Below are 13,040 nucleotides of genomic sequence, written 5' to 3'. Positions count from 1 at the left end.
TTATTTATAACTTCTTTCTTTAACTTCTATATTCTCATACTCTAAGGCTTCCTTATGCAAAATTGCATCTTTTGGTTCACCTTTATATTCCCATGCAGAAACAAACTGGAATTCTTTAACTCTTTGTGCTTCTCCATCTTCTGTTTGGTGTTCTTCTCTAAAGTGCCCACCAGCAGATTCTTCTCTTACCAAAGCATCTTTTGCAAATAATTCTCCTAATTCAAGAAAATCTGCAACTCTACCTGCTTTTGCTAATTGCTCATTATATTCTGTAGTGGTTCCAGGAACATTTACATTTTTCCAGAAATCTTTTCTTAATTCAGAAATTTCTTCAATCGCTGTTTTTAAACCTTCAGCGTTTCTAGACATACCACATTTGTCCCACATGATTTTACCTAATTTCTTGTGGTAATAATCTACAGAATGCGTTCCTTTATTGTTAATAAAGAATGCTATTCTTTCTGTTACCTCTTTTTCTGCAGCTTCAAACTCTGGGCTTTCCGTAGAAATTTTCCCCGTTCTAATATCATCTGCTAAGTAATCTCCAATAGTATATGGCAATACAAAATAACCATCTGCCAAACCTTGCATCAATGCAGAGGCACCTAATCTATTTGCTCCGTGATCAGAGAAATTTGCTTCTCCAATTGCGTAACAACCAGGTATTGTAGTCATTAAATTATAATCTACCCAAACACCACCCATGGTATAGTGTACTGCAGGATAAATCATCATTGGCGTTTCATACGGATTCTCATCTACGATTTTCTCGTACATCTGAAATAAATTTCCGTATTTAGCTTTTACAATTTCTTGCCCTAATTCTTTAATTTTTGCTTCCGAAGGATTTGAAATATTATGAATCTTTGCTTGTTCTTTTCCATAACGTTCAAAAGATGCCGCAAAATCTAAATAAACTGCTTCACCTGTTGCATTTACACCATAACCAGCATCGCAACGTTCTTTTGCTGCTCTAGATGCAACATCACGTGGTACTAAATTACCAAATGCAGGATATCGTCTTTCTAAGTAATAATCTCTTTGTTCTTCAGACAAATCGGTTGGTTTTTTACTTCCTTCTCTAATTGCCATTACATCTTCCATATTCTTTGGAACCCAGATTCTACCATCATTTCTTAATGATTCTGACATCAATGTTAATTTCGATTGATAATCACCAGATCTTGGAATACATGTTGGATGAATTTGTGTATAACAAGGATTCGCAAAATACGCTCCTTTTTTATGCACTTTCCAACCTGCTGTTACATTAGAACCCATTGCATTGGTAGATAAGAAATATACATTTCCGTAACCACCAGAAGCAATCACAACTGCGTGTGCAGAATGTCTTTCTATTTCTCCTGTAACTAAATTACGTGCAATAATTCCACGCGCTTTTCCATCAACAACAACAACATCTAACATTTCATGACGATTGAACATTTCAATCTTTCCACGAGCAATCTGACGGTTCATTGCAGAATAAGCACCCAATAACAACTGCTGTCCTGTTTGTCCTTTCGCATAAAAAGTTCTAGAAACTAAAACGCCTCCAAAAGAACGATTGTCTAACAAACCACCATAATCCCGTGCAAAAGGAACTCCTTGTGCCACACATTGATCGATGATATTTGCAGAAACCTCTGCCAATCTGTATACGTTTGCTTCACGAGAACGGTAATCTCCTCCTTTTACAGTGTCATAAAATAACCTGTACGTAGAATCTCCGTCTCCTTGGTAATTTTTTGCGGCATTAATTCCTCCCTGCGCTGCAATTGAATGCGCCCTTCTTGGAGAATCTTGATAAGCAAATGCTTTTACATTGTAGCCTAATTCTGCTAATGTTGCAGCAGCAGAACCACCTGCTAAACCTGTACCAACAACAATAACATCTATGTGACGCTTGTTTGCAGGATTTACAAGATTGATATGATTTTTATAATCTGTCCATTTATCTTTAATTGGACCTTTTGGTACTTTTGAATCTAAAGCCATAGTTTATTAAGATTAATGGTTAGGATTAAAATGATGATAAAGTGCAATAAAAATAAAACCTGCTGGAATTATAATTGCGTATGCTTTACCAATAGTTTGTAATGTTTTCTTTCTTCCTGCGGTTCCACCCATTGATTGAAAAGCAGATGTAAAACCATGTGCTAAATGCAATCCTAAGAATATAAATGCTAAAACATAAGCACCAACTCTAAATGGATTTGCAAATTTATGTACCAATTCTTCATGGTAACGGAAACTTTCGATTCCATCAACAATATGAGTACCAGACCAATCTCCTTGAATAAATTTTGTGTTGATTTCTGGAAACCAAAAATCGATAAAGTGTAAAATAATAAAAGCAAGAATTGTAATTCCACTCCAAATCATGTTTCTACTCATCCAAGATGAATTTGCAGCTCCATTGTTTTTGGCATACGATACATTTCTAGCGCTGGAGTTTCTTAACTCTAAAATAAAACCCATTACAAAGTGAAAAACAACTGCAAAAATTAAAACAGGCTGTAATGCAAATTGAACCAAAGGATTTGTGCCCATAAAATGCGAAACTTCGTTAAAAGTATCTGGGCTAAAAACCGATAAAATATTAATTGCTAAATGCTGAAGTAAGAAGAACATTAAGAAAAACGCTGATAGCGCCATTGCTACTTTTCTTCCAATTGAAGATTTAAAAAATCCGCTCATTGTATATGTTAGTTAAATGTGTAGCACAAAAATACGGCTAAAGTGGTTGCAATACAAGGCATTTAGATTGTTTTAATACGTATTTAGAACAGTTTTAAATAAAATGAGTTGTATTTTTTCTCTAAAAATCAACTTAAGTAAAGATAGTAATTTCACTACCTTATTTTTCGCAAGTCTTTTAAGTAGATTGAATGTTGCCTGCTTCTTCAATGGGTACACAACCGTTATAAAAACCAGGAGTTGGGTTGTAATTTAAAATTTCTGTACCAACTTCTTCTGATGTATAAAATCCAAAAAGGGTGTAACGCCTAATAAACATTAGATAATTATATATAAAATAGACCTCTTCATTTTTACTTAAAACAGCGTCACTTTCTAATAGTTTAAAAATTTCTACTTGTTTTTCTGAAGGAATTTTAAAGTAGATATTTAACATTTTAAGAAAATCCTTTTTTGTGCCTTCGGAAGTTTCTTTCGCAAAAGTTTCTTTAAAAATTTTCTTAAAGAAAATAGTCCCTTTTTTAAACTTTTCCTGTTCCTTTTTTGTCACAACTTTAAATAAAACCAAATCTATAAATTGCGGAACCTTAACATCTAAAGCTCCAATAGTTTTAGATGCTGGCAATATAAGATCTGTTAAATGAGAAACTATAAAAAATTCTTCTGTTGTTAAAAACATAGGAACCCATTGCTCAATGTTTTCAGTTTTACAAGAACTAAGTAATTGCATAAGCATAGGAGTCGCAATAATACCTCCTAAACCAAGTGTTAGCATTTTAAGGGATTCTCTTCTTTTCATTATTTAAATTTATTGCCTTTTAATTGCTGTACCGCATGATGGGCTGCTCTTGCAGTTAATGCCATATAGGTTAAAGACGGATTTTGATAGGGTGAAGAACTCATACAAGCACCATCGGTTACATATACATTTGGTACCGCATGTATTTGGTTGTTTCTGTTAAGTACAGATGTTTTTGGATTGTGCCCCATTCTTGCAGTACCCATTTCATGAATCGCATTTCCTGGAAAACACGGATCATCATATCCTTCTACATTTTTAAATCCGGCGGCTTTCATCATATTTACGGCTTCTTGCTGAATGTCTTTTCGCATGGCTTTTTCATTCTCTTTAAACTCACAATCAAACGTAACGGTTGGCAATCCCCATTCATTTAATTTTTCATAATTTAAAGTGATTTTATTTTCATGGTAAGGCAAACATTCTGCAAAAGCAGTCATTCCTATTTCCCATGGGCCAGGTTTAAATAATTCTTCTTTTAACTCTTCACCAAAACTCATTTCCTTTATCGCTCTACTCCATTTGGTTCTACTTGCACTTCCTTGAAACCCATAACCTCGTAAATATTTTTGTTTCGTTTTTGCATCTCCTAAGTTTCTAAATCTAGGAATATGAAAACTAGCAGGTCTTTTTCCTGTATAATATGTATCTTCAAATCCGTCTACAGTAGCTGTTGCCCCAACTTTAAAATGATGGTCCATTAAATTATGTCCCAATTCCCCAGAATCATTTCCTAATCCGTTTGGGAATCTATTTGAAGTTGAGTTTAATAAAATAGCAGCACTACCGACTGTAGAAGCACAACAGAAAATAATTTTTGCAGAAAACTGAATTTTCTCGTGGGTTATTGCATCAATTACTTCAACTCCTGTTGCTAATTTTTTAGCATCGTCATAGTTAATTTTACTCACAATAGAATTGGGTCTTAGTGTCATATTTCCACTTCTATCTGCTGCTGGTAAGGTAGAAGAATTGCTACTAAAATAGGCCCCAAAAGGACAACCTCTTATGCAACGGTTTCTGTGAAGACATTTTCCTCTTCCTTCATGAACCTTGTCTCCAGTAATATTTGCAAACCTTCCAATAGTTAAGTGCCTATCTTCATAGGTTTCATGAAGTTTGCTTCTAAATTCAGTTTCCACACAATTTAAATCCATTGGAGGCGAAAAAATGCCATCCGGTAATTGAGGTAAATTTAATTTTTCTGCACTTACCCCAATATAAGCTTCTACTTTATCGTACCATGGCTCAATATCTTTGTATCGAATTGGCCAATCTACAGCAATTCCTTCTTTCTTATTCGCTTCAAAATCTAAATCACTTAAGCGTAGCACTTGCCTTCCCCACATAATAGATCTTCCACCAACATGATAACCACGTAGCCAATCAAATCTTTTTTCTTCATTATAGGGATGTTTAAGGTCGTTTACAAACCAATGCTTGGTAGCCTCCCCTGTTGTATAGCCAGAGCGTGCCTGTTTTTCTTGTGATTTAGGTGCGTCAGCAGCTGTTAATCCGCGGTTTTCAAGGTCCCAGGTATCCATGTTCATCGTAGGATAATCTTCTACATGTGTAATCATTCTACCTCTTTCTAAAACCAAGACTTTTAAGCCTTGTTCACTCAACTCTTTAGCAGCCCATCCACCAGAAACGCCAGTTCCTATCACAATAGCGTCGTACATCACTTCATTCTTTTTCTTACTCATTCTAAGAATCAATATTAATTTTTGAAATCAAATTTGGACTACTCTTTTTTAGCTAAATCTTTAATCCTGATGTTTCTAAACTGCAATTCAGAACCATGACCAAGAAAAGCAATGTGCCCTTTGTTTCTTTTCAATCCCGGATGGTCTTTCTTGTCTAAAGTTCCGTTTTTAGAAGCTTCTGCCCAATTTGCATCAAGAATAACAGTTCCATTTAAAATAATTTTAATATGATTTCCAGTAACAATAACCTCTTCAGAATTCCATTCTCCAACAGGTTTTAAAAAACCTCTTTTCGCTGCAATTACACCGTAAACAGCACCGTGATATTGATAATCTTCTAAGTTTGCATATATAGATGCTGTATCGTCGAGAATTTGTAATTCTTTACCAACATAAGCGGCATCACCTTCTAAAGGAGTATGAATTCCCAAACCGTTATTAGCGCCGACTGTCAATTTAAACTCGAATCTAAAATTAAAATCTGAATATTCTTTTGCACTATATAAATTACCATGACCACCTTGTTTTGGGCGCACTACCAATTCGTTATTTTCTACTACATAATCTTTTTTATTTCCAATCCAATGATCTAGATCTCTTCCATTAAAAAGAGATGAAAACCCTTCTTTTTTTTCTTCTTCAGATAATGAGGCATTACTAGAAGAAATTTCTCTTACGTATACATTTCTAAATCCTAAATCTTCACCATGGGCTTGCAATTCTATGGCTTCTTTTGTGAAAATTGGTAATTTTCTATCCCAATAATTTTCAAGAATAACATTATCTGTCACCAAGATTCCATTTAAATGGATCGTTACACGTTCTCCAACCATTTTTATACGGAAAGTATTCCAATCATTTATTGGGTTGTCTGCAACCACTAAAGGAATACTTTTGTTTGTCTGATTGTTATACAAACCACCACTTCCTACTTGAGCACCAACATTGGTTCTTGCAACATCCCAAATTTGAACCTGTGGTGTTCCTCTTAAATAAATACCACTATCGCCGCCATTGGTAATCTTCCAATCTACCAACATTTCAAAATTGCCATACTCTTTTATGGTACAAATATTATTATAGCCTTCTCCCTTAAAACCAATAACGCCTTCTTTTACAAACCAATCTCTAAGCATTTGGGCATTTGCTTTTTCTTGCGCAGCTGCCAATTGTTTTGTCGGCATTTTTGCTCTTGCAATTGGGTTTTTAACAAGCCCTTTCCATCCAGATAAATCAGTACCATTAAAAATGGATTCGAAACCTTTTACATTTGGCATTTTTTCCAAGAATTCTGTCACATCAATTTTTATATATTGACTATCAGGTCCTGTAATATTATCCATACTTTTTGTCACAATTTCTCGAACAACGGCTCCACTTAATCCATTATTTTTCCCAGGAGTTGGCAACGCAATTTTAATAGCAGCGTTAGAAGCTGTACTTCTTAAAACTTCCTCTTCTAAATAGTTAGAAACAAAAATTAACGATAAAAAGGTTTTAATTGTGCTTGCACTTTTAAGAACTCTTTTTCGCTCTTCTGTATTTTTACTAAAAGGCATTATTTTTTTAATGAGCAATAACTTTTGATCTTCTGTGTGCTTCGATCTACCTACCTGAGAAAGATAAATAACAAACGCTTCTGAGTGCAGTTCTGTATTCTTACTTGCTGCTTCAAATAAATACGGAAGTGCATCATTATTTCTCCATTTAGACAAAGCATCTAAAGCATTTGTTCTTTCATTTTTATGTTTAGATTTTAATGATGAAGTAACTAAATTTAATGCAGCTTTATTATTTAAAATCGGCAAAATTGGGAGTAGTTTTTCTTTTTTTGAAATCGTTTTAAAAGCATCTAGAACCATAGCCGATAAATCTTCTGATGACGCATCTAAAACAACAGTAATTGCTCTTTGTGTGTTTGAAACATGTGCCGGAACTTCTGTTGTGCTTAATAAATTTATTAATTCTGATAAATGACTTGGCGTTGAGATTGCAGGCAATGCTTTAAAAACAGCTTCGTTTATTTGCTGATTCTTATCTTCTAACAAAGACAGAACTACCTCAAATTTTGAAGTTGCTCTTCTCGCAGCCAATACCTCTACAAGTGCAGTTTTTCCGTTGGTATTGCTTTTTTCTAAATGATTAGCAATCGTATGTATATCGCTCTTAGAAGTCAGACGCAATAAACTTCCTTTTATCGCAGAAATTTCTGAAGGAGTTGTTTCTTTTGATAAAGCATCAAATAAAATAGGAAACGCGCGCTCTTTTGGTTGAAATGCCAACGCTTTTATTCCAGAGATTTTAACGGACTCATTTTTACTATTGATTGCAGGAAGAATAAATGAAGAAATAATAGTTGTTTCTGGTCTGTTTTGAAGCATTCCTAACAATTGCACCTTTCCTTCTGGTGAGGCTTTCTTAAAACTTTTAGTCCATTTTAAAAGATTTTCAGAAGTTAAATTCTTTGATGCAATCTTTAAAACAGCTCCTCGATAAGCACCCTCTTTATGTTTAAATTCTTTTAAGAATCTTTTTGTCAAGGCTTTTTCTTCAGACTTACTTAGCAGTTGTAAACCGGCTATTCTAAAATGTAACTGACTATTAGCAGTACATTTTTTCAAAAGAACTTTAGCTATTTTCTTATTAATTTTAGCATTGTTTTGTTGCATTCCGAAATGAATAAAAGACAAAACAGCCTCTGTATTTTCTGATTGAAAGTCAACTTTTTTCGCAGCATTATAGAGCGTTTCGTACGAATTTACATCAGCAATATTTGCCAATGCTTTTAAAGTGTGTCTGCGTGTTTCAATTGAATTTGAATTGCTTAAATTTTCGATTGCTGCAACGGCAGGAGTGAATTTTAATGCACCCAAAGCAGCAATATAAGCAACTTGTTGTTGCCCTTTACTTTCTTCTAAAGCTGCTAAAATTGCTTGTGCAGCTTCTTTACTTTTAATATTCATTAGAACAGCCAACGCAGGTTTATAGAATTCATTCCCATATAAATAGCCGTTTAAATCTTTAATACTAGCATTGCTTGCACAGTACTGCAATCGCTCTATTAAGAACGTTTTTACTTCATGAGATTCAGTTTTTCGAATCGCAGTAAGTAATGCTTCTTCAACACTGTTTCTGTTGCTGGTATTCTTGTTTTCCCCAACATACATCACTAAACTATGTAACGTATAACGTACACTAGCATCATCCCCAGAGCCTAAAGGAACTAGCATGTCACAAAATTTAAGAATCCCTTCTTTTTTTAGACTTAAAACAGCTTCCATTAATGTATTGGAATGCTGCTCATTCTTAGCAGGCATTTGTGCTAAGATATCTGCAACTTTGGTGTCCGTTGTTCGGTTAATTTGAGCATATCCTACAGTTCCCATACAGAAAAAGAGTACGACTGTTATAATTGTATTATATATATTTTTCATCTGAGTTATTTGTGGTTGTTAGTATTCCCAAGAAGTTCTTTCTGGCTGGTTGATTAGTCTATTTGCTGCTTCATCATTGATAAATTCTTGCTTTACAGGATCAAAATCTAAACTTCGTCCTAATCTTAATGCTGCTAACCCCATATTTACAATCGTTGCAGAACGATGTCCGTTTTCTTCGTTTAAAGCAAATTTCTGTCGTGTTTTAACTGAATCTGAAAAGACACTAATTTGTTCTTCTGGATCTGGCAGACCATCAACTAAACCTTCAATATTTGGAATGGTAGATTTAAATCCGTTATAAATTTTTCCATTGGGCCCTTCAATATATGCGGCATCTTTATCTTTATTTTCGCCATCTAAAATAATCTGACAGCCATCTGCATACGTGAAAATAATTTTACGCCAAGTACCAATTGCATCATAATGTTGCTGTGGTGCGTCAATTTCAACTTTAATCGGACTTGTAGTATCTTTTCCTAAGAAGTATTGAACAGGGTCTATATAATGTTGCCCCATATCTCCCAATCCGCCGCCATCATAATCCCAATATCCTCTAAAAGTTGAATGCGTTCTGTGTGGGTGATATGGTTTTTCGGGTGCAGGACCTAACCACATATCATAATCGAAATGAGCAGGAACATCTTGCGGTTTTAAATTTTCTTTACCAACCCAATAAAATTTCCAGTTAAAGCCTGTTACTCCACTAATTGTTACTTTTAATGGCCACCCTAAAGCGCCACTATCCACTACTTTTTTTATTTTTTTTACCGGAGTTCCCATTCCGTAAAAATTATCTTTAAATCGGAACCAAGTATTCAAGCGAAACATTTTTCCGTGAACTTTCATTGCTTCAACAACTCGTTTTCCTTCTCCAATAGTTCGTGTCATTGGTTTTTCGCACCAAACATCTTTTCCTGCTTCCGCAGCCATCACAGACATAATTCCGTGCCAATGTGGTGGTGTTGCTATATGCACAATATCTATGTCTGGTCTTGCAAGTACTTCTCTAAAATCTCGATATCCTTTTACATCTGGCCCCACTTTTTTAAGTGTATTCGCTAAGTGTTTTCCATCCACATCACATATCGCTAATAATTTTGTGCCTTCGTAATTTAAATGTCCTTGTCCCATACCACCAACGCCAATTACTGCTTTGGTAAGTTGATCACTTGGTGCTAAAAAATTTGTGCCGCCCATTACATGCCTCGGAATTATTGAAATCCCTGCAGTTATTGCGAATGTTTTCTTAACAAAACTTCTTCTACTATTTAATTCATTGCCCATATAACACTTCTTTAGGTTTCGATTTATCATCAAAAATAGGAGTGCCTAGGTAAAAAGAGGGGTACTAAATGGGGTACTAAAATTTTAAAATAAAGATTTTATTTATTAACGATATATAGCGATATCTCCTGTTTTTACTAGGTAGGTATTAAGAAATACTATTCTCGAAGGTAATCGAGTAGTTTTCTTTGTAAATATTTTTGTAGAGTTTCGAGAAATTATCATACAAAAGACGCGCCAAACTTAGCTTTCCTTGATAGATAAGAATTTTGAGTTTTAATTGCAATGCTTTTTCATTTAAATCATCATAAAAATGAATAATTTCGATCGCTTCTAAAATAATTTCTGAATGTTTTTCAACTGACAAGGAATCTATATAAAGAAAACATTCTTTAGTAATCTGATAACTAAATTTTTCTATATGTGGATCTAGCCATCTTGCACTACTACTCGCAAACAAACGACCTCTTTTTAAAAGTGCTAATAAGGTAGGCAACTTTTCTTCTAAAATATTTTTGTTGTATTGTTCATCTGACAATAATGCTATGTAATTATTTACTACATCATAATCACAAAAACAATGATCACTAATTTCTAAAAACCAATGTTTATTTAAGAAAAGTAGTTTTAATTCCGAACAAGAAGAAAGTACGGTTCTTAAGTTCTGAATGCTTGTTCCTCGGGTATTTTTTGCACTTTTAGCATCCATACCAGGCCACAAAATTTCCGTCAATTTTTTAGTAGTAATTCCTTTTCCTTCCTTAGCACTGTATAAAAATATAATTAAGAAAAGTTGTTTTAGTTTGGGTGATAATTTTTGTGCTAAATCAATGCCATTTTCATTCAGTATTTGAAGCGAACCAAAACAAAAGAGTTGCACTTTATAAGCTTCAAAGGAAGAAATATTGGGTTTTTGAGGTGTTTTTTTTATAGGTTTTAACGTTGCTTTTCTTTTGATTCTTTTTTGGCGATATATAAAAAGAATACTCATCAATATAGAAAAGCCAATCCCAAGAAATAGATTTAAATGATACTTTTTATCAGCTACATTTCGATTGCTGAATTGCGTAAAAATTTCTGAACTATTTAACTCTCTTTCCCAAATTTTAATAGCGCCCAAATAGCCAATAAAAAACTCTTCCCATAAATCATTCCCTATAAATAAATTATGATCTGAAGTGATGTAATTTGAAATAAGCGGTACGGTATCTGTCTTTTTACCATCAATATAAAAGTACAATTCATTGTGTACTTCAGAATATACAAGAGAAATATGACTCCATTTATTTAAAGGGATTGGAGAAGAAAGTGAAATATAATCTTTAATTCCTGCCATTGTAAAAGTTAAATAGCCTTTATGTACTTTCAATACAAAATGGGCTCCTTTACCTAAAATGCTATGTGCAAAACCTAGCTCTGTAGGTTTTATCCATGCAGTAATTGTAAAACTAGTTTTTAAGGCAGACCTACTTTCTATTCCTGCATCTATATAAGCTCGCTTGCTAAAAAAACCTACTTTTCCATGAACAGCGTCTTTAACCACCAAAACTTGTTTAGAAATGATATCTTCAGTATTCTTACGCACATGATTTGAAACCTTCTTATCAAACTCAAAAGAATCTGTTAAACCAAAGGTTAGATCTAAAGGAAAACCAATAAATTCTTTTTGGTTCTCCATATTCTCATAAGTCGCATAAATAATATCTGGCGAAAAATAATAACCGGCTTTGTAGGGTATTAAAATTGGATTCTTTCCAGCAAAGTATAGTGGATAACTAAAGTAGCCGTTTGCTTTTCTATTCGGAAAATTTTTAAACGAGACATTTTTAAGTAACTTTTCATCTGTTTTTGCAACTCCGTATATTTTTTTTGTAGAATTTAAAAAAGACACAACTTTACTATTCTTGGCGATTGAGGTAGAGTCGGCATATATAAAATTAGGAATTTTACCAGATCTTTGCCAAAGGCGATACACAATACTATCTGTTAACGTTTCATTCTTACTAAAATTGATACTACCCAACTCCTCTAACCCTTTAAAAAGTATTTCTGTACGATCGGTTGCAACTGTATTTTGTAGATTGAGATGCTCAATTTCAGATGGTTTTATTAAAATTACTGAAGGATATTTTTCTAAAAAAGTAGTTAATTTTTCATTTGTAACAAGCGTTATTTTCTTTTTGTTTTTTAAGAAATATGCAATGAGAGATAAGTCACTTTTAGCAACATATTCTATTGCAAAACCTTTTTTTGATGCTAGTAAATTGTGAATAGAAGATTCATTTAAATCGGCAACTTTTAATAAAAGTTGCGACTGCAATCTAAAAACTTGTTTTTGTTCTGTTGAAAGCGTTTTATAAGATTGAGCAGAACTACTTGCAATGGCAAATAGAATGCAAAATAATTGAGTTAGATAGTGTGAAACTATTTTTTTCAAAAGGATTCATATTAATCTCGTTAAAACAAATGTACTGAAACTTTCTTAACGAATATTTGTATTAGAAGAAACCAAACATTTATCATTCTTCCATTTTCCTTTTAATTCTTCTTTAGAGATTATTTCACCAGCACAGGTTAAAAAACCTCCTTTGGTATTCTTTTTAATAATTTTCATTTTCCCTTCACAAATGGCATTAATTACCCTGTAAATCAATCCGTTTTTAGAAACCTTACTTCCTTTTCTAATTAACTTTAAACCCTCTTCATTGTTGTGCAAATCCATTTCTGATGCTATTTCATCTGGCACAAAACCATCTTCTAATTTTAATTTTTTATAGGTAAGGTAATTGTCTTTCTCATGTGCTTTTCCTAAGGAACGGGCAGCTCTTTCTCCTATTTCTTGACGCAATCTTGCCATCCAATACCCATGTCTAAAAGCATCTACTTGCCCACCAGCAGCATCTTTATCTAACAAATTTGTTTTTCGAATAGAATCTGCTATTTTGTTGGTTTCATTAGAAATTTTTAAAGATAATTTTGCCTTAAAAGGATGAAACAAAACCCATCTTTTTATGGGAACAGATAATTTTAAAAAGTTTTTAAAATCTGACTGACCACTCACAGAAATTGACAAAGAAAAGAATATTAAAATCAGTATTTTTTTCATCTTCAAAT

At 33.5% G+C, this 13,040-nt stretch carries 8 protein-coding genes; all 8 read right to left on the bottom strand.

Annotated features, from left to right (window positions below; translation table 11 throughout):
• The 8 genes from ES045_RS02375 to ES045_RS02340 all read right to left on the bottom strand — a co-directional run bounded on the left by ES045_RS02375 (nucleotide 1) and on the right by ES045_RS02340 (nucleotide 13,032).
• Nucleotides 1-1,998 carry a fumarate reductase/succinate dehydrogenase flavoprotein subunit gene (locus tag ES045_RS02375; protein ID WP_147111768.1) on the bottom strand — a complete coding sequence of 666 codons (1,998 nt, stop codon included), beginning with the start codon at nucleotides 1,996-1,998 and terminating at the stop codon, nucleotides 1-3.
• Nucleotides 1,999-2,010: 12 nt separating this feature from the next.
• Entirely contained in the window at nucleotides 2,011-2,700 is a 690-nt protein-coding gene (locus tag ES045_RS02370) for a succinate dehydrogenase cytochrome b subunit (protein ID WP_147111765.1), read from the bottom strand.
• 178 nt (nucleotides 2,701-2,878) lie between these two features.
• Nucleotides 2,879-3,499, bottom strand: coding sequence for a gluconate 2-dehydrogenase subunit 3 family protein (locus tag ES045_RS02365; RefSeq protein ID WP_147111762.1), 621 nt, complete (start codon nucleotides 3,497-3,499; stop codon nucleotides 2,879-2,881).
• Entirely contained in the window at nucleotides 3,499-5,205 is a 1,707-nt protein-coding gene (locus ES045_RS02360) for a GMC oxidoreductase (RefSeq protein ID WP_223267155.1), read from the bottom strand. The genes ES045_RS02365 and ES045_RS02360 overlap by 1 nt, the downstream gene beginning before the upstream one ends.
• Before the next feature lie 38 nt (nucleotides 5,206-5,243).
• Entirely contained in the window at nucleotides 5,244-8,639 is a 3,396-nt protein-coding gene (locus ES045_RS02355; RefSeq protein ID WP_147111759.1) for a DUF1080 domain-containing protein, read from the bottom strand.
• 18 nt (nucleotides 8,640-8,657) lie between these two features.
• Nucleotides 8,658-9,926 carry a Gfo/Idh/MocA family oxidoreductase gene (locus ES045_RS02350; RefSeq protein ID WP_147111757.1) on the bottom strand — a complete coding sequence of 423 codons (1,269 nt, stop codon included), beginning with the start codon at nucleotides 9,924-9,926 and terminating at the stop codon, nucleotides 8,658-8,660.
• 148 nt (nucleotides 9,927-10,074) lie between these two features.
• Nucleotides 10,075-12,363: a LamG domain-containing protein gene (locus tag ES045_RS02345; protein ID WP_147111754.1), complete on the bottom strand. Its 2,289-nt coding sequence runs from the start codon at nucleotides 12,361-12,363 to the stop codon at nucleotides 10,075-10,077.
• 45 nt (nucleotides 12,364-12,408) lie between these two features.
• Complete coding sequence (locus ES045_RS02340) at nucleotides 12,409-13,032, bottom strand: DUF6973 domain-containing protein (RefSeq protein ID WP_147111751.1); 624 nt, start codon at nucleotides 13,030-13,032, stop codon at nucleotides 12,409-12,411.
• Between the last annotated feature and the right edge of the window lie 8 nt (nucleotides 13,033-13,040).

It is taken from the genome of Polaribacter sp. IC073 (assembly GCF_007997075.1).
In the GTDB taxonomy this organism is placed as follows: Bacteria; Bacteroidota; Bacteroidia; order Flavobacteriales; family Flavobacteriaceae; genus Polaribacter.
This window is presented reverse-complemented; position numbering and strand designations above follow the sequence as displayed.

Coding starts and splice junctions, on each gene's coding strand:
- ES045_RS02370 (WP_147111765.1), bottom strand. CDS start 2,700: ATGAGCGGATTTTTTAAATCTTCAATTGGAAGAAAAGTAGCAATGGCG.
- ES045_RS02365 (WP_147111762.1), bottom strand. CDS start 3,499: ATGAAAAGAAGAGAATCCCTTAAAATGCTAACACTTGGTTTAGGAGGT.
- ES045_RS02375 (WP_147111768.1), bottom strand. CDS start 1,998: ATGGCTTTAGATTCAAAAGTACCAAAAGGTCCAATTAAAGATAAATGG.
- ES045_RS02360 (WP_223267155.1), bottom strand. CDS start 5,205: ATGAGTAAGAAAAAGAATGAAGTGATGTACGACGCTATTGTGATAGGA.
- ES045_RS02355 (WP_147111759.1), bottom strand. CDS start 8,639: ATGAAAAATATATATAATACAATTATAACAGTCGTACTCTTTTTCTGT.
- ES045_RS02340 (WP_147111751.1), bottom strand. CDS start 13,032: ATGAAAAAAATACTGATTTTAATATTCTTTTCTTTGTCAATTTCTGTG.
- ES045_RS02350 (WP_147111757.1), bottom strand. CDS start 9,926: ATGGGCAATGAATTAAATAGTAGAAGAAGTTTTGTTAAGAAAACATTC.